The 18,008-nt window shown below is 54.4% G+C and carries 14 protein-coding genes and 5 pseudogenes; 7 read left to right on the top strand and 12 right to left on the bottom strand.

What is annotated here, in order from left to right; translation table 11 throughout:
* A pseudogene (locus C463_RS16735) lies at window positions 1–507 on the top strand (DUF955 domain-containing protein); the annotation flags it as partial.
* A 9-nt stretch (window positions 508–516) separates the two neighbouring features.
* Here the strand turns inward: C463_RS16735 and C463_RS18225 are convergent.
* Window positions 517–1,492 (bottom strand): annotated as a pseudogene (locus tag C463_RS18225) (IS1595 family transposase).
* 80 nt (window positions 1,493–1,572) lie between these two features.
* Between C463_RS18225 and C463_RS16730 the strand changes: the two are divergent.
* Window positions 1,573–1,896, top strand: coding sequence for a hypothetical protein (locus C463_RS16730; protein WP_008446171.1), 324 nt, complete (start codon window positions 1,573–1,575; stop codon window positions 1,894–1,896).
* A gap of 342 nt (window positions 1,897–2,238) precedes the next feature.
* Here the strand turns inward: C463_RS16730 and C463_RS16725 are convergent, their stop codons facing one another.
* The 4 genes and pseudogenes from C463_RS16725 to C463_RS16710 all read right to left on the bottom strand — a co-directional run bounded on the left by C463_RS16725 (window position 2,239) and on the right by C463_RS16710 (window position 6,929).
* On the bottom strand, window positions 2,239–3,585 hold the full coding sequence (locus C463_RS16725) for a Cdc6/Cdc18 family protein (protein WP_008446167.1): 1,347 nt from the start codon (window positions 3,583–3,585) through the stop codon (window positions 2,239–2,241).
* Window positions 3,586–4,354: 769 nt separating this feature from the next.
* Window positions 4,355–5,568: pseudogene (locus C463_RS19860) on the bottom strand (type B DNA-directed DNA polymerase); the annotation flags it as partial.
* A gap of 3 nt (window positions 5,569–5,571) precedes the next feature.
* Complete coding sequence (locus C463_RS16715; RefSeq protein ID WP_049906083.1) at window positions 5,572–6,372, bottom strand: alpha/beta fold hydrolase; 801 nt, start codon at window positions 6,370–6,372, stop codon at window positions 5,572–5,574.
* Window positions 6,373–6,584: 212 nt separating this feature from the next.
* The gene (locus tag C463_RS16710; RefSeq protein WP_008446164.1) at window positions 6,585–6,929 is read right to left on the bottom strand and encodes a hypothetical protein; all 345 of its coding nucleotides are present in this window, start codon (window positions 6,927–6,929) and stop codon (window positions 6,585–6,587) included.
* A 134-nt stretch (window positions 6,930–7,063) separates the two neighbouring features.
* Here C463_RS16710 and C463_RS16705 point away from each other — a divergent pair.
* Window positions 7,064–7,984, top strand: a pseudogene (locus C463_RS16705) (IS5 family transposase).
* A gap of 277 nt (window positions 7,985–8,261) precedes the next feature.
* Window positions 8,262–9,173, top strand: coding sequence for a CPBP family intramembrane glutamic endopeptidase (locus tag C463_RS18220; protein ID WP_160163110.1), 912 nt, complete (start codon window positions 8,262–8,264; stop codon window positions 9,171–9,173).
* Window positions 9,174–9,594: 421 nt separating this feature from the next.
* Here C463_RS18220 and C463_RS16700 read toward each other — a convergent pair whose 3' ends face one another.
* Both C463_RS16700 and C463_RS18215 read right to left on the bottom strand, forming a co-directional pair.
* A complete protein-coding gene (locus C463_RS16700; RefSeq protein WP_049906082.1) occupies window positions 9,595–11,712 on the bottom strand; it encodes a sensor histidine kinase in 2,118 nt (705 codons plus the stop codon).
* 201 nt (window positions 11,713–11,913) lie between these two features.
* The gene (locus C463_RS18215; RefSeq protein ID WP_080510874.1) at window positions 11,914–12,276 is read right to left on the bottom strand and encodes a response regulator; all 363 of its coding nucleotides are present in this window, start codon (window positions 12,274–12,276) and stop codon (window positions 11,914–11,916) included.
* Between the two features lie 223 nt (window positions 12,277–12,499).
* On the opposite strand from C463_RS18215, the gene C463_RS18900 reads away from it, so the two are divergent.
* The 3 genes from C463_RS18900 to C463_RS16690 all read left to right on the top strand — a co-directional run bounded on the left by C463_RS18900 (window position 12,500) and on the right by C463_RS16690 (window position 14,467).
* Window positions 12,500–12,793, top strand: a complete 294-nt coding sequence (locus C463_RS18900) for a hypothetical protein (protein WP_152422431.1) — start codon at window positions 12,500–12,502, stop codon at window positions 12,791–12,793.
* Between the two features lie 102 nt (window positions 12,794–12,895).
* Complete coding sequence (locus tag C463_RS16695; protein ID WP_008446153.1) at window positions 12,896–13,333, top strand: TRAM domain-containing protein; 438 nt, start codon at window positions 12,896–12,898, stop codon at window positions 13,331–13,333.
* Window positions 13,334–13,690: 357 nt separating this feature from the next.
* On the top strand, window positions 13,691–14,467 hold the full coding sequence (locus tag C463_RS16690) for an SDR family oxidoreductase (RefSeq protein WP_008446151.1): 777 nt from the start codon (window positions 13,691–13,693) through the stop codon (window positions 14,465–14,467).
* 217 nt (window positions 14,468–14,684) lie between these two features.
* On the opposite strand, the gene C463_RS18895 is transcribed toward C463_RS16690, so the two are convergent.
* From C463_RS18895 to C463_RS16675, 5 genes and pseudogenes are all read right to left on the bottom strand, one after another.
* Window positions 14,685–14,870, bottom strand: coding sequence for a hypothetical protein (locus C463_RS18895; RefSeq protein ID WP_152422430.1), 186 nt, complete (start codon window positions 14,868–14,870; stop codon window positions 14,685–14,687).
* A 112-nt stretch (window positions 14,871–14,982) separates the two neighbouring features.
* Window positions 14,983–15,882: a DUF5694 domain-containing protein gene (locus C463_RS16685; protein WP_008446149.1), complete on the bottom strand. Its 900-nt coding sequence runs from the start codon at window positions 15,880–15,882 to the stop codon at window positions 14,983–14,985.
* A 601-nt stretch (window positions 15,883–16,483) separates the two neighbouring features.
* Window positions 16,484–16,693, bottom strand: a pseudogene (locus C463_RS19855) (MutS N-terminal domain-containing protein); the annotation flags it as partial.
* Window positions 16,694–16,722: 29 nt separating this feature from the next.
* The gene (locus C463_RS16680) at window positions 16,723–17,205 is read right to left on the bottom strand and encodes a DUF7344 domain-containing protein (protein WP_008446147.1); all 483 of its coding nucleotides are present in this window, start codon (window positions 17,203–17,205) and stop codon (window positions 16,723–16,725) included.
* 412 nt (window positions 17,206–17,617) lie between these two features.
* On the bottom strand, window positions 17,618–17,845 hold the full coding sequence (locus C463_RS16675) for a hypothetical protein (protein WP_008446145.1): 228 nt from the start codon (window positions 17,843–17,845) through the stop codon (window positions 17,618–17,620).
* Window positions 17,846–18,008 lie beyond the last annotated feature (163 nt).

Here is an 18,008-nt window from a genome sequence, read left to right as displayed (position 1 = left end):
GCGCCGGTGTTCGACGTCTCTCAGACCGAAGGCGAACCGCTTCCTGATCTCGATACGGAAGCCACCGGGGACGCCGGCGACCTCGTCGAACAGTTGACTGCCGCCGCTGACGACCTCGGCGTGACAGTGCGGATCGTTCCGGAAGCGGAGTGGACGCACGGCGAGGCGAAAGGCATCTGCGAGCAGCTGAGTCTCGTCGATATGCAACCGCGTGTCGAGGTGCGTGATCGGAAGAACGATGCCGATCTTGCGCGGACGCTGATTCACGAGTACGCACACGCCCTCCTCCACTTCGACGTCGACGACGACACCGAGCGGTCGAAACGCGAAGTCGAGGCCGAAGCCGTCGCGTACGTCGTCGGGCGCTACTGCGGGCTCGACACAAGCGGGTCGGCGTTCTACCTCGCTGCGTGGGAATCGGACGATCCCGAGGTCGTTCGCGAGCGCCTCGGCCGGATCAGTACGTCGGCGCAGGAAGTCATCGACACACTCGAGGCGACAGAGTAACTCTCGCTCTTATGCAGAATTACGGAAAGCCCCGATAACGAGACAATCAACGAGTGACTCGGTAGATTCACCAGCTAAGTTGAGTGAGCGAACGATGCCGAAGGTGTGAGCGGCCTGTTCCAAGCCCTATTGGACAGGCCGCGGAACTTCCGTAGCCATGGCTTGACGAGCGAGAACAGGCACTCAGCTTGGTTAATGTGGACTCCGTCTGGCGATACGTACCGCTCTTTGTGGACGACGGTTCGGTGGTCACGCTCCATCTCTCGGTACGCTTGAAGTCCGTCGGTCCAGACCTCTCCCAGCGGCCGGGAGAGGTCTTCAGCCTCCTGAATCCTGGTTCGAGATCACCGCTGTAGTCGATGCCGAGCTGTCCCCGAATCACGCGAAGCGAGTCGCGGCACGCCGCGACGAGCGTCAGTTGATCACCGTGACGACCTCGCCAACGTGATCGGCCTGTCTGGGACGAGCCGCCGCGGAACAGCCGTTCTCGCGGCGGCTCTTGGCCTTTGTAGCCTGAACAGACCTTTCCAGATTCGTCGACTTGCGTCGGGCCATCGATGGTCTGGTCGAGGAGGCTCCAGACGACGGGAAAGCCGCGCTGAACCGCGGCTTCCACGTCTCGAATCGCCGTATAGACGGTTCTGTAGGCCCGGCCGAGAAATGGCGCGATCTGGTTGATACTGAGCAACGAGTCCGCGTAGAGCGTGAATGCGAGAAGCACCTCGCCGCAAGAGAGGTGCTTCTCGTGAAACGGTGTTCCGTAGGTGAAAACCGGGTTGAAATTGTAGTCACGGCACCAAATTCGGTCGACTTCATCCCACGTGACCATACTTTGGTGGCCACATCGTGGACAGGAGGTATTCTCCCAAGACTCCTTGAGTCGCCGCTCGATGCGGGCATCGAGCGGCTCTGTATCGACTTCGACGACGCCCAGCTCAATCAGTTGCCGAAACATCCCGCCGAACGCCGGCTGAGCAGAAGCCATATCGCCAAATTAGCGCTGGCTCAGTGTAACTATACGGTCTTTCCGCAGCTTTACATAAGAGCGAATCGAGGCGACCACTAATGTCCCCGAAGCCGCCGACGCCGCCGAAAGATATCCCGACAGAGATCGTCAACACGCTCAACAGCTATTCGCCAACTCGACTCCGGTACATTGCGCGATACGCCGAGGCGCTCGCATCGCACAAAGCCCGTGGCGCTGAGCTCGACGAAGAGTCGGCTGACGACGAAGATGAGGAGCGGTCTGATGAACTCCCCGACGACGTCCCTACGAAAGCGACGATCACGATTAAGGAAATCAACGATAACCGCTACTACTACTGGCAATGGAGAGAAGGCAAAACAGTGACGTCTAAATATAAAGGGCCGGTCGACCCGGACGAGTAAGCCTCGGTGGAAGCAGCGAGTGCCCCAGATTTCCGTCGAGAGCGGATGCGGTAGCAGAGGCAAAGCTGGGTTCAAGCAGACCACACCCCCCGTGTGCGAAGTGAAATCGGAGACAACACTGATCCAGTACCCCCCGTGTGCGATATGATTTTGATTCTGCCTCGGTAGGGACCCCGTGTGAGAGATGATTTGGGTACTCCGTCGATAGGGGAGACACCCCGTGTGCGATATGAAATATTGCGGATGATTGTCAGACATACATCATTCCACAAACACTACTCACGTCGGATCCACCCCCCGTGTGCGAAATGAATTCGGCGTCTGTGTCTACAACTCTTCGCGTCAGTTCCCGTCGAAGAAATCGTCTATCTGTGCGTTGACAACAGACCGAATCAGGTTCTCGTCGTTTTCCACCTCTTCGAGCCGGATGTCGGCCTGAAGCGTCTCCGCGACCACTTCCGGATCGTCGACGAACGTGTATTCTTTGTGGACGCCACTGCCGTACCCGCGCCCTCGTTTCTCAGACGTGACGAAGTTGTAGGTCTCGGCCTCGCTCATGTATCGGAGGTAGGAGTCCCGAGACTTTTCGTCGGCATCCAGCAAGTCGGTGAGGTACTGGTACACGCGATACGCAACCGTGCTGGGAACGGCATTCAGGTTGCGTTGGGAGTAAACTGGGACGATCGCTGTAGCGTAGAGAGAGAGCTTCTTCTGAGTGGAGAGGCCCTGCATCTGGGTCAGGGTCCGGTCACGCTCAGCTTCCTTCTGGGCATCACGGACATGCGCTTCAGTCACCATGTCTTCCCCTTGCCGATCAGCAATCTCGCCGGCTTTGCGGAACAGGTCGATCGCTTTCCGCGCGTCGCCGTGATCCTGCGCCGCAAACGCCGCGCTGAGTGGAATGATGCCGTCTTCAAGCACGTCGTCTTGGAACGCGTCGCGGCGACGCTCCAGAATTGACTGGAGCTGATTCGCGTCGTAGTCCGGGAACACGACATCCTGCGGGTTGAACGAACTCTCCGCCCGGCCGTCGAGATCTTCCATGAACCGAGGGTCGTTGGTGAGCGCTGCGACGGAGACGTGTCCCTCGATCCGACCGAGCTGTGAGGCGCGCGACAGCTGGTACAGCAGCTTCGAATACGCTGGTTCGTCGTTTGGGTCCCGTTGTCGGCCAGCCAGCAGGTCAACCTCGTCAAGGATGATGATGACTGAGTCGAAGTTGTTGCTCAGAATCTCGAAAAACCGGTTGAGCTTCTGATCGGTCGAAATGCCGCTCTGCGGAATGTCGACATCGACGCCGGCTTCGTGGGCCGCGTTCTTCGCGAGCCGATAGACAGCGCGGTCGTGTGATTTGATTGTTTGGCAGTTGATCCGAATGACACCGAATCGGTCACCCTGCGCGTTCGCCAGTTCGAGCACCTGCTGACAGACGGCGTTGACGATGAGCGACTTCCCAGTCCCTGAGGGCCCGTAGAGCAGCATATTGGGAGGCCGATTGCCCTGGAGTGCCGGTCGAAGGTAGGTGATGATGTCGTCCAACTGCTCATCGCGACCGACAATTCGATCCTCGTCGATGACGGCATCCGGGTCCAGAAGTCCTTTGTCTTGAAAAACGGAGTTCTGAACCCCCTCCTGAAGTCGGCCTTTGATGGATTGTGAGAGGGACTGTTGATCGTCGCCGTCAGCCATATTTTCGGAGTACGGTCGAAACTATAAATAAATGCGGGTGCCGCGTGCGAGATTAAATCAGCCGTATTCAGCCGACAGAGTTGGTCTGTGTATGGGTGGGTGACGAAGACAGATCACCGCGGGCAAAGTCAATTGGTCGGAGTCACCCCCCGTGTGCGATATGAAATGTCGATTCCTCATTGAGCGGTATTCGAGCTGTAAACAGAGAACTGAATTCGTTGAACTGTCTCGGTGAGTGAGCAGACCGATAAGTCGTACTCACGACCCAGATGGGACCCGCGGTTCCTCTCGACGGGCCCAATTGATCGACGATCACGTTGAGAAAGTACCCCCACACCCCGTGTGCGATATGAATTTGGTGAGTCAGTAGGCAGGGGCGAAGCAACGAAAGCCGGTCTGTCTGAGTGAGAACGTCCACGAGAAGGCGTAACACCGGTGAAAACAGCTTGCCCACGACAGGCCGATGCCACGAACAGGTTCGGTCGTGTCACGAAACAAACTGTTCTGTTTCGACGGACCTCACGTTCATTACGGGTATGGTTGACAATGTGAGTACCTAAAGGTTTCCTTCCTAACAGTTAATCTCGCTATTGTCGTTGTTGACCTGTCTACTCCGTGAAACCTCCGTTAGCGGACGCTCCGTAAACTCTCACTCGGATCACCCCTCCCACCTTCTTTCCGATTTCATATCGCACACGGGGTGTGGGGGTTCGCCAACAGGATAGCCGTGATTAACCAACAAGACTACGGCAGCCGCCACCTATGTTGGTTAATTTTCTTCACCGCCTGCGAAGGCCACCAGTTCTGGCTCTCGTGTCTCCGCGAGTACTCGGCGAATCTCTGACCGATCCCAGCCAAGCGGTGCCAGTACACTCTCGACAGCTCGGATAAGTTACGTCTTATAATACGAGGCATCGTACGACGCAATCTCTTCGTGAGCCAATGCGACCCGCTCGCGGGAGTGCTTTTCATCGTCAACAACCACGTACTCGATGTCTTGTCCAGGATTGACAGCGAGGTTATGGTCGCGAGCCCGCTTCAGCGCCGCCACGTTCTGGGTGTTCTGTGTGTAGCCTTCGAGCGGCTTGGAGACGCGATTGCGTTCAACCAGGTCCGCAACCGGCACCGCCCCAGCGTGAAGCCGACTGATCGCCTCCTGAAGACACTCGAATACGGCATCCGGCGATCGCGTTGAATCGAGCTGATCGAGACAGTCGCGCTGGACGGCCTTGATAAACGGCGGCGTCGAGCGCTGCCGGGCTTCGATCCCTCTAATCTTGAACTCGTCATTACCAGCGACCTTCCCGAAGTACTTCGTTAATGCGCCGGCGTCACTCTCACGCTGCGGCACGGACGCGACCAGTCGTAGTGGGCTTCGTGTTCGAGCCGAATCTCGACGCGCTCCGTAATTTCCGTCGCGAGCGTCTCGAGGTCTTCGCGGTCATCGTCGTCGACGTCGGGGTCCGGGGTCACCCAGATGGAGTCGACGATGCCGTGGACGACGCGCCAGCCGCCGGCTTCCAGCCGCTGTTTCGCCGTCAGCAGAATCTCGCGAGCGAACGCGTTGATTGCCTCGTGGCACTCGATGCGACCGAACTTCGCATTGCTGAACTCTTGATAGCCGAAGCAGGCGACGAGGATCCACTTCAGCGCTCCCGACCGCCCCTCGATTTCTGCCATTTGGTCCTCGTCAGGGTCGTCCCGTTCCTGCTCGCGACGGATGGCCGCTTTGATCTCGTCGCGGGCGTCGATGATCGGCTGGAGGATGTCGACGAGGTAGCCCCGGTCGTCGCAGATCGAATATCCGAGGCCGGGGACGTCGTCGCGGTCGCTGTGGCAGTCACACAGGATGACGTCCGGCGAGACGTTCCGGGTACAGATGATGTTGGGATACAACGAGGAGAAGTCGAGTTCGTGGACGTTCTCGTCCACGCCGACCTCGGGTGAGAAAATGAAGCCGCCGTGGTCGGCATTGTGGTGCGTGTTTTATTCGCAGCGGGCAGCGATGAACGACGAAAGGACTTGGTTGAATCGCTCAGGCTCCTCTAAGAAGGGGCAATGACCACTATTGGTGAAGCGCTCAAGCTCTGCGTCAACCGTCTTGTCGGCAATATACTCGACACCACCATTCTCTAACATCGTTTCGTCTTCACCAAGACACACGAGGGTGGGAACATCCACGTCAGGAACTACCCCTCGATAGTCACGTACTGATTGATCGAAGAGAATTGCGCTCGTAATCGGCGGTGGGACCCGTGTGATCTCATCGAAGAGCGTCTGTTCGACTGAATCCGGCTCATCCACGAGCATCTCCTCGATGAAGGACCACGCCAACTCGTGGGGATTGGTTTGTGCGAGTTCCATGAGTCCATGGAGTTCATCAAATCCGAATACACCGTGTTCGTAGCCCTCTTGTTCAAGATCAAGTGGCTGTTGTTCGACACTCACGAAGCCGCGGAATCGGTCTGTCCCGAACTGGCGCACGTATTCCCACGCCACAAGCGATCCCATCGACCACCCGACAAGGACAACGTCAGAAAGGTCCTGTGTGTCAAGGAACGCCTCCAAGTCACGGGCATACTGTGGGAGTGTATGTCCGGTTTCGGTTTTCTCGGAACGACCGTGTCCTCTGAAATCGAGGGGGATCACCTGATACTCATCGCTGAGCGACTCCTGTTCGTTAAAAAACCTGCTACTCATTAACACGCCGTGGAGGAAGACAACCGATACTCCGTCTCCACCTGATTCGTAGTACAACTCAGCTCCGTTGACCGATTCAGTTGGCATACTGGCAGATATGTATGATAGCTGTTAGTTGTTATGGCGGCAAAGTGTTCAGAGATGATTCCTATACCACGCGCGTGTTTTCACCGAGAACAAGGCCGCCAGTCAGTAAATCCAGGAGTAGCCGTCTTCAGCGGGACTGACGCCACGTCGAAGCAAAAACACTACTCGTCGACGTCGACTTCCTCAATATCGGTGAGGAGGGTCCTGTACTCTCACGGGCTTTCCTCGTTCCAGCGACTGTGTTCGACGTTCTCTCTCCAGAGATGCTCCGCTATGTCGGGGTCGTGTCGGAGTTGGAGGACTTGCCCCCTCGCGACGAACGCGCCATCGTGGTAGACGAGCGCGATGTCGTTGCGCTCGACGTTCCGCCATGTCCCGTCTACTGAAGTCCCCCAGACGTGGACGAGATCGTCGTCAGATGTCGTCCGAAACAGTTTGAGATCCTCGTCATTGAGGTAGGACTCAATATCCGCAATTGGGTGCCCATCTCGGATGAACTGTTTGTAGTCCGCAAACGCGTCGTCGTGACCAGCGGGGAGGATCACGATTCCGGTCATAATTGCTCTGTTGAATCCGCAGAAGGCGGCGGGATAGCGTTGCTATAAAGCTGGAAGCGAAGCGGAAGAGCCGAATGTGTCCAACCTACTCTTCCGCTTCGTTAAGCAAGCCGCGTCGCTGGCTCAAAAGCGCTGTGCCGCCNAATGTGTCCAACCTACTCTTCCGCTTCGTTAAGCAAGCCGCGTCGCTGGCTCAAAAGCGCTGTGCCGCCAGTCCAACGGCGGTGAGTGACCGACTGGCAACGGATTTCCCGGTTGGAAGCATGTCACGCTCCACTTTTTGCGGATTCACATGGATGCGACGTATGGTAAAATCGTCGATTGGGCGAGTGAAATGGATCGCGTTCGTGGTCTGTTACAGCTCGCTCGGACGGCATTTCCCGCACCCTCAACGCTGTACCGGTCGTTTGAGAGGGTGCCCATNCGTGGTCTGTTACAGCTCGCTCGGACGGCATTTCCCGCACCCTCAACGCTGTACCGGTCGTTTGAGAGGGTGCCCATGTCCGTTTGGCGCGGCTTCCTTCGGAAGTCCGCGACTATCTGCGATCCGGGCTCGCACGGTGCCATCGATGCCACGTTCTTTGACCGCGAAACGGCATCGAGACACTACCAACACCGCTCGGATCGCCACATACGCACGCTCGAAACGACGGCGCTTGTCGATACAAACTCGTGTGCCATCCTCGATATCCACTGCTCGGCACACTGGCCGCACGACACACAAACTGGTCGTCGAGTCGCTCTTCGCAACACCGAGGAAATTGAGAGTCTCGCCGGCGACAAAGGCTATGACGACCAATCTCTCCGGGACGCCCTCCGTTCAGAGGGCGTCCGGCCCTTGCTGCGCCATCGGCTGTTCGCTGCGGTATGATCACGCCCACAACGCACGGTTGGACAGCGGGCTATACGGCCAGCGCTGGATGGCCGAGACCTCTTTTTCAGTCATCAAGCGTCGATTCGTCCCCGCTGTCCACCCTCGGGCGTGGTACCGCGAATTCCGTGAACTCGTGTTGACCGCCACAGTCTACAACCTCGAACAGGCTCTCAAACAGTAACCCCCACGCCATCATCGGATTCAACAGAGCAATGCTTTCAAAAATGTATGACTATTCATATTACAGCAGCTTACATACACTTTGCCAGTGTCTCAGAACCTGTAACACAGGTTCAAATTTAAATGGAATCCACATCTCGTGCGAGGTATCAGCTGAATATGAACCTCGACACGAAACATATTGCCGGCATCGACACAACAGCGGTCGGTCCAACTTATCGCGTATCGAAATGACGGGCTCAACTGTTACCGGCCGAATTCGCCGGGCTGCGACAAGGATGGTATTCGGCGAGGACGGGCGACCACGCGCAGTCTACCGAGCCACTGTGGCTGTACTTATTGGCATTGTGGGACTGATCGTTGGTGATGCCGCTGCGACGCTGCTTCCAATTGAGGGAGGCGAACTCAAACAAGCCGTCCAAAGTGTTGCTTCAGCAGTGGCAGTACTTTCAGGGCTCGCAGTTACAGCCCACTATTTTGATCACCGGTCACTTGCTGACTACGGATTCAAGCAAACACGTGGGTGGGTAGTCAACGTCATAGTTGGAGGATTCGCAGGTGTCACGGTGGTGGGTGTCGCCTTTGGAGTAGGGATGGTAGCTAGATCCTTCCGCGTGGTTGAGGTAGCGCCGGTCGCAGACGTGTCCTCGTTGCTCCCAGCTCTTGCGGTCGCGATGGTATCGTTCGTGGCCGTGGGGGTTCTGGAAGAACTTGTTTTTCGCGGCGCAGTCCTGACGAACATCGCTGAAGGAGTAGCTATGCGATCAATAAACACCACTACAGCGTTGGGCAGTGCCTGGTTGGTCAGTAGTCTAATTTTTGGGGTTATCCACGGGCCACTTGGGTATCTGCCATCTGGAGCCTCTCGACTCGGTATGCTCATTGTATGGACAACGGCAGGGGGCGTGTTCGGCATCGCTTATTTGCTCACTGGGCAATTAGCTCTGCCGATTGGCCTCCATATAGGAGTCAACTGGGCGGCAAACTACGTGTTTTTAGCCACGGCAGAGCCAGCAGTTGTCCGAGTTGAGTTTCACAGTCGGGCGCTCTGGCATCCAATAGCCGGACTGCCTCTGCTGGCCGGTTTGGGTGTGGCGGTTGGTTTGATTATGGGATATGTAGCCTGGCAGCGAGGCAGCCTCAGACCACACAAGTCGATACTACAGGCCACTGAAGAGCTAAATGGATGATGTTCGGAGAAGCTATTGCTTGACCGAAACGAGCTGAAACGGCTATCTGACAAAGATCACAACAGCGTGTTCTACGATATTGAATTTGTACAGATCAACAGAAGACATCCAGCAGCGTGTCATAGAGTGAGTCTCATACCCTACGCAGTGCTCTGTTGAATCCGCAGAAGGCGTCGGATCGGGTCACTCTGTACTCGGGTCAGGTGCGCTGCCGAGAGAATTCAGAGATGTACTCTTNGATCGATCCACCTCCTTGACGACAAAAAGTGAGATTATCGTCACTTCAGAGATCGCGAACCCCGTGTCGTCATCGGATTCAACAGAGCACTCATGACAATGTAGAACCTATGGCTCCGCTGAATTCCTTTTTATTAGGCACATTACCGTCTGAAACAGTCGCTCACCGAAGAGTGCGTATGTGTCAATCCGAGAATTCGACATCGGTGATTTCGAACCGCGCCCCGCCGTCTTCACCGTCACAGTACGAGAGAGACCAGCCGTGTGCTTCGACAACTTCCGTGACGATAGAGAGTCCAAATCCCGTTCCGTCTGTGTGAGTTGTGTAGCCGTGATCGAAAATCGCATCCTGTTTCTCCTCTGGGATCCCGTCACCGTCGTCTTCAACGAAAAAGCCGGTAAGTGACTCGCTATTACCGTCCGTAGGCACACTGTTGAGCACGCCAACATGAATACTGAGTGGCGGTGTGTTGTGTTCGCTGGCGTTCCGAAAGAGGTTCTCGAACACATTCATCAGACGGCTACGGTCTGCTTTGATGATCGCATTGTCCGGAACAGTTATATCGAGATCGGCGCCATCCGTCTCGACATTGTCCCAACTATCTCTCACAACGGTGACGAGTGACACTGTCTCTGGATCTTCGATATCCCGTCCGACACGCGAAAGTTCGAGCAGATCCGTGATGATATCTTCCATCCGCGCTGCCGACCGCTCAATAGCTTCGATTTGCTCTCGGTTATCGCCATCACGATCGAGAATACTCACGTAACCAGAGATCACGTGGAGCGGATTCTGGAGATCGTGACTGACCACACCGGCGAACCGGTCGAGTTTCTTGTTCGACTGTTCGAGTGTCCGTTTCGTCTCTTCGAGTTCCTGCTCGTATTCTTTGAGATCAGTCACGTCACGGGCGTATCCAAGTACCGCATCTTTGTTTCTCTCGGCAGTCTCGATCGGAATTCTCGTCGTCTTGAAAACTTTTGTTTTCCCATCGGGGCCGGTCAGTTCTTCGTCGAAGGTCATCGGATCGCCCGTCTCAATCACCTCGATCTCTCGTTGTCGGTACTTATCGAAATTCTCGATGTGTTCGACATCAGATTCGATCTCCCGTTCCCGTTTGCCCTCTATTTCCGCTGGAGTCAGTCCGTGTAATTCGGCGTTTGCCTCGTTCGAGAGCAGCACCTCATCGTCGGTATTCTTCACGTAGAGTGGATCCGGAACGAGGTCGATGATCTGGCGGAGTTGGTCATGGGCCTGCTCTGCGGCTCTCTGGGACTCTTTGAGAGCGGTGATTTCTGTAAAAACGAGTACTCGCACCGCTATATCCGACGTGGAAAGTTCCCGATAGCGATAGTATCGTGGCGTCGGTTCGTCCGTGAGTTCGACAATGTCAGAATCGGTTTCGATTTGCCGGGCGAGGTCAGCCACGAGAACCGCTGTCAGTTCCGCACCGACCGGCTGTGAGTCGGACAACAGCCGCCTGGCGGCACTGTTCACGTCGATCACACGACCCCCCTGATCGACAACAATCACTGCGTCTTCGATCACGTCAAAGATCAGTGAGCGAGCAACCGGGGAGACTTCGACGAACTGTGTCGAGAACAGGGCAACTCCGAGTAAGAGACTTGTCACCGCGAACCCGATCGGTGTGGGATCGAGAGCGGGGTGTGGCCAACTCCAGATCACGTACAGTATATTTGCGGTCCACGAAATCCCGATTGCTGGGAGAAAAATGAGCAATTGTAGACGGTACAGTCGAGAGCGTCGGATGCCTGTATAGATGAGCAGCCCCGACCCGACTGCGACTAACGCCCAGGTGTAAACAGTGAAAAGCCAGTACCAGAGACCGACAGTCTCTATCGAGAGCACGGAGATCGTATCAACAGTCGTCGTGGCGTAACTCCCGTAGAACAATCCGTGGAGTTGCGTCGTCGCAACGATCGGAACCGTGAAGGCTGGAAAAGCGGAGATGGCGACGATCACGGGGCGTCTGATCCACTGCGATCTCCCATCGTAGAGTAGTGCAAACAGCAGAAAAGCCACTGGTGCCCCAGAGATTCCGACGTATTTGAGCGTCGTGACCGCGATGAAGAGGTCCAGAGTCGACGTAAACAGTCGAACGACTGCTCCAACAGTCCAGATAGCTGTCGTTCCAAGAAGAGCAGTAAAGGCACGACCGAGGAGTTTGTTCCAATGGTTACGGGCAGTGTACACACCAACGCCCACAGTCAACCCGATCGTGAAAAGATGTATGACGGTGTACCCGAGGACAACTGGTGACCCGACTATGTCGGCAGCCATTGTTGCTGTGCGGTTTGCTGTTCTTGATTCTATGATATAGCTTTACTTCTTGGGCAGAGGCTTAGAGTCTCACAGAATCATTCCGTGACACGTTAAAAAAACAATTAACTAATTTCTCGATGTTTAATACGTGTTCATTCTGACATTTGATCTTCGAATCCTAGATGAAATCAATCCCTCGCGAACGATTTTACGACACCCTCACTGCGTTACAGTTTCGATAGCTTCTAAAATTTCTTCTTTGCTAACAGGTTTAACGAGATACTCTTCTACTCCATGTTCGTTGAGTTCTTTTTGAATCGTTTTATTGACCATCGAGGTGAGTATTATAACAGGTAAATCAGGAGTTACAAATTTGAGCCACCGAGTCGCAATAGTACCATTTCCGTCCGGCAAATTAAGATCCATAATGACTACGTCCGGGTCCCGTTGTTCAACCAAATCAATAGCCTCATCGCCATCCCCAGCCACACCAACAATCGAGTGATCGTGACGTATTAATTCTTGAATAAGCATCTGTTGTAGAGGAGCATCTTCTACAACCACGACTTCAACCATTCTCATACACCATTGGGCAGCAGATTAATTATTATTTAAACATTTGTTCACAACAGGCATATTAACTTTTTGATCAGGTCGTGTATAGCCTGTACTGAACGATTCGTGAGTCCTCTGTACTGAGCGATCTACGGGTGAGTCAACGAGGTGTAGGCAGAGTTCTGTAACACCCACTCCGGACCATGATCAAGTTTGGGTTTTTATCAGTAGAATACACCTAGGACCTGGTATGACCGACTCAGCGTCTCCAAGCGCCTCTATCTCGCTATCTGAGACAACTGACGTTCCAGCAGTCTTGACTCGGGCTGGAATCGATTACGTCAGTGTTCATGATCAGCGACTACTGGCTATCTATCGCACCGGCATATTCAATGTGGTAACTGAGCCGGAGTCGGTGTCGAATGCGCACACACTCGAGATCGAATGCTGGGAAGCCCCCTTGCCGTCTCGTGGTGATGAGCGATCGCCACAGGAGCTTCTCGAAGACTTTGCGGCCGTGTTTGATGCCGACGATGAATCCTGAGGTAGTCTCTCGGGAACCTCGATCAGACCGACGTAACCAGTTGAGAGCGCTAGAAACGCTAGAAACAAGTCAGCTGGCACGAACCAACACAATACGCGATTTATGGACATTTCTGAGACGCTCCAGACACTGTATACTGCGACTGTTGAGCAAGACGATGGTACCTACCAGATACCTGTTCCAGACCGTGAGATAGCCACCGGGACACTCTCTGAGGGTGAAACATACCGTGTTGCGCTCATATCGACATCGACGTCGGATACCGACGCCACCGACACGACTGAGGTCACTCAGTCAGGTGACCACGCTAGTCAGCAACACCAATACGACGGCCCGCCTGTCGAGGAGGGTGAACAGCGAGACGTTGAAATCGAGAACCTTGGTGACCAAGGTGACGGGATCGCAAAAGTTGAGCACGGTTACGTCGTGATCGTTCCCGAAACGAGCGTCGGAGACCGAGTTACCGTCGAGATGCAACAGGTGCGTGAGAACGTTGCGTTCGCTGATGTCGTTGATGACACCCTTCGCGGGGAAGTCTAGGACTTGCTAACTCGTGCGAATTTGTGGTCAAGGTATACACCATTCAACGAGGAATCGCTTACTGAACTGGGTGGAAAGAGCGTGTGAAACTATCTTTCCACATGAGATTTGACGGTCCGAGACGATGGCTGTTGGTGATTCTCTGGACTGAACTCATCAGACTCTAGAAATAAACCGATCACTTGATAGAGGAATTGTGGTCGATACATGTACCTCCGATTGTGATCAATTCAAACTTGTGTCGATAGCAATAGGTCATATATCGTCTCGTGAGAATCCCCTACAAATTAGGTAACCAAAGAATAAAAAAGTATATCACGAACGTTTATTTACAAAGGCGAACATGTCGGGTATACCATGTCTGGTCCCCTGCTTGACGGGAAGACGGCCGTGATCACTGGTGGTTCGAGCGGCAATGGACGCTCTATCGCGGAGACATATGCCGCGGAGGGTGCAGATATCGTTGTCGCCGATATTCAGGAAACACCACGAGAGGGTGGCACGCCAACTCACGAACTCGTTATCGACGAGTACGATGTCGACGCGACGTATGTAGAATGTAACGTGACAAACCTTGACGATCTCGAAGCTGCCGTCGATGCTGCAGACGAGTTTGGTGGCATTGACGTGATGGTGAACAACGCAGGTATCTTTCGCCAAGAGACGTTCATCGATACCGACGAAGATGCTTTCGACCAGATGATGGACATCAACGTCAAGGGAGTCTACTTTGGCGTGCAGTACGCTGCCCGCAAAATGGTTGAGAACGGCGGTGGGAGCATTATCAATATGTCGAGTAACGCAGGTCTTGAAGGGAGTGCGGGCTTCGTCACCTACTGTACGTCAAAAGGTGCGGTCCGACTGATGACGTACGCGCTCGCCGACGAGTTGGGGCCTGAGAACATCCGAGTAAACGCGATTCATCCGGGCGCTATCGAGACGGCAATGCTCAAAGACGACGTCGAGATTGTCGGGACGGAGGCCGAAGAGGGTTATCGCCAGACGATCCCGCTACGTCGGCTCGGTCAACCAGAGGATGTTGCTGATGCCGCACTCTATCTAGCGAGCGATCTCGCGTCCTACGTTAATGGGGAGTCGCTATACGTCGATGGCGGGATGACAAATTCCGGATAACTGAGCAGCGTCTCTGGGTATTCGATTCACATAGAAAGTTCGAGGCAGAAGTGGAGAGCACATTTGTATTTGAATATTAACAGGTACCATAGAACTATTCGCAAGAGTATCATTTCATCTGCGACTCGATGAATTAGCTGTCAGGACGAGTATACTTACTTTTTAACTCGGTTCTCTTCGATCCTTCGCTTGTTCGTTGATACTGTTGAACTCTCGTTCAGTATACATCCCAGAAGTATGTCAACACACCATAGAAAACCGCTCCTATAATTGCCGTTAAGAGTGCTGAAAGGAGTGTTCCGTCGGTAATCAGATATTCGTATACCATGACAACAACGAAGAAGAGGAGACCCTGTACAGTTGGTTGTCGGAGTGACTGGATATTCATACTGGTGGAGAGCATCAGTTTTTATTTGGATTATCTAAACAATCTGTTGATATTATCCTGAGCGATTGTGAGAAGATTTCTACGACACCCTCACTACGCTCTGTGCTAGATACATCCTCTGTATGTATCAGTCCGCGAGATACGAAAGTGGACTGATCGGTGCCATCATCGGCGCACCAGTCAGTATCTGTCCCAGTTGCGGCACGTGTGATGCGCCGTAGACAACCAGTACCCGCTCGTCATCCACTTCCGGCACGTTCCAGACGTTCGACGCAATACGCAGGTTCCGCTGTGTCCACGCTGTCATGAGCTTTACCATGGTATAGTCTTCCGGTTCGCTGTTCTCGAAGGCCGCCGCGTAGAAGTGCTGGTCGTTCCTCCACATAGCCGATCCCACGTCAACCGTATTCAGTCTCTTATAATGGTCCACCAGTGAGCCTTCATCAAGACGCTGCTGTTCTTTTTCGATCTGTTCAGCTATGTCTGGAAGCGGATATTCGACGGTTTCGGGGTCAACAAGCACAGATCGCAACGAACCCGGCAACTGCTGTTTTTCTTCATCGGTGAGCAGTGCCGCAACACTCTGTCGGTAGTCTACGGCGGCAACGGAGTCGTGACCGAGTTTATCGGCGAGTCGAAACCCGACCTGAACAATTTCGTTGCTTCTGTCATGCTCCCACCCGGAAACGGCGTTTAGATCGGCGTCGTCATCCCTGTATGCGGTATATGCATCGTCGATAACTGGCTGCTGTGAGACGGTTTCCTCGACAGCGATCCGGTCTGGATCCCACTCTGCGAGTCGATCAGTCAGTGTCTCGAGTTCACGTTGACGCTGGTCCCCAAGAATGTCCCCTGCATCAGTGGCATAGGCGTTCGGCGTGTCCTCGGGAGTCTGAGCCAGATGACTCGTCCCGAGAAGCATCACTTCGCGCTGGCCGTCCTTCGGGTCCGGCCACTGATCGGCAGCGTCAGAAGCGGGCGTTTCGGTGTCTGATTGGAGTGTGGCACACCCGGCGATCCCAGCCATCGCTGCGGAGGCAGTCGCTCCGACAAAGAACCGTCTGTCCAGTTGACATTCCGGTTTCATACTGACTAAATTGGCGGGACATAACTTCTATCCAAACTGCGTGTTTCAGGGCGTGAAACATCATAAACGGATCTCGTAGCCGCTATCAGAACCGCAAGGGCGTTGCTTTTGTATCCCCAATCCCCGTGTTGTGAGAAACCGAACATTACGTTTGCGCTACGTGTTTCGCACGGCACTCCGTGTCTCAATTTAATCCGATAACATCAACAACGCACGGTCCGTAGGCACATTCTATCGGCCGATTCGCGATTCATTTGGAGAAAATAACGCAGTTCTCGTGCTGACTACAACCTCTGTATCTCGCACGGCGCTACTGGCAGACTGTGGAGATTTTGGCGTCCGGGACTGCTACGTGAATTCCCTTAAGTGAGCGAACCAACGACCTCGATCTACACTGACTGCCTGTGTAAGACTCGCGCTGTGTATTCAGCACGAGGCTATGGACATCACCGGAAATTGGCAGGAATCTTTTCGGCCAATAGACGCTCTTCACCGACCGGCTGTTTCAGACAATGAAGTATCTGAATAATAGTATTTCAACAGAGCCGTGGGAGGACTTCTGTGAGATCGACACGTCGAGCTCGTCGGCGACCAGTTCGGCGTCGTCAGCGAAGAACTCGTAGAGGCCGCCGCACTACATCGCGAGGATGTCAGTGTCCGTTTCCGCCTTGAGATCGAGGAACTCCCCGACGACCCCCTTGCCATATGTCCGTAGACCCGCCGTGCGCGGCTGAAACCCTGCGGGTGTCAGCGCGGCCGGGTTCGCGGGAGAGAAGGTTGTCACCCGAGCCGGTTCCGCTTCGTCGACGTCCGGTGGGCGAGCCCGGAGGCGCCGAACAGGAGCGCGAAGAACGCCGCGTACGCGTATCCGGAGACCGTGTCGAATGGGGCGGTCCCGGTCCACCCCGCTATCGCCAGTAGCCCGCACACGACGGCGAGCCCGGCGTAGTACTCGCCCCAGAGGATCTCGTTCTCCGAGACGACCTCGAGGTACACCTCCAGTTGCCGACTCTCCTCGGTGAGCGACACCAGCCCCCGGTCCGACTCGTAGTCGATGAACCCGCTCGACGCCAGCTTCGGCAGGTGCGTCTGGACCACCGACGTGTACACGCTCTCGCGGCAGCGCGTCGGCGGCGGGCGCTCGCCGGTCTCTCGGGCGGCGACGAGCGTCGACAGTTCGTTGACCGAAACCGTCCCGTCGACGGAGCCGAGCTGTTCGATGCTTAAGAAAAAGAGTAGCCTTCTACCACTTATATTCGGCATCTCAGGCCTGTTTCTGATCGGAAGACCAGTCTACAAATCCGTCGCTTCTTAACTTCGCACCGCTCTGTTAGGGTGATGTCCTTCCGCTTGGTTGCTGAATCACTACTTCATATTCTGGCTCTAAGTCTCGCACGTGATTCGTAACAATATNACCGCTCTGTTAGGGTGATGTCCTTCCGCTTGGTTGCTGAATCACTACTTCATATTCTGGCTCTAAGTCTCGCACGTGATTCGTAACAATATTATGCTATTTTTGAGCGTCCGGCTGGTATGTGGGTATCCTGTATTGACCACAACCAAGTCAAAATATATCACCTGCTGAGGATTTCAACAGAGCCTCACCCCTTCTAATCGATAATATCAGTCGATTCGATCGCTATTCAACACGGCACCAACCCTCACTCTCTAGTCGTCAGGAGAAACTTATCTCAAGATCGTCTGTTTGAGGGTCTAAGCTTCCTATCCACGCCCGTATCATTCCCATCGGGACGAGATACAACAACAACACGAGTCGTGATGTAACTTCAGCATCGATTACGATTGCGGTACCCACGACCAGAAACGTGACCGGGACAACCACATAAAAAAGCATGAACAGCAACTCAGTAACTGGAGCAAATGCAAACTGTATCGCGTCCATAGGCGACTTATTTTGATATGATTGATCCGCAATGAAGTATCGCCAAACCCGCCTCAATTGGAACAGAATGCTCTGTTGAATCCGCAGAAGGCGTCGGTATCGGGTCACTCTGTACTCGGGTCAGGTGCGCTGCCAAGAGAATTCAGAGATGTGCTCTGTTGAA

It is taken from the genome of Halorubrum californiense DSM 19288 (genome assembly GCF_000336875.1).
GTDB lineage: Archaea > Halobacteriota > Halobacteria > Halobacteriales > Haloferacaceae > Halorubrum > Halorubrum californiense.
Note: the sequence above shows the minus strand (reverse complement) of the source record. Positions and strands in the feature narration are given on the sequence as shown.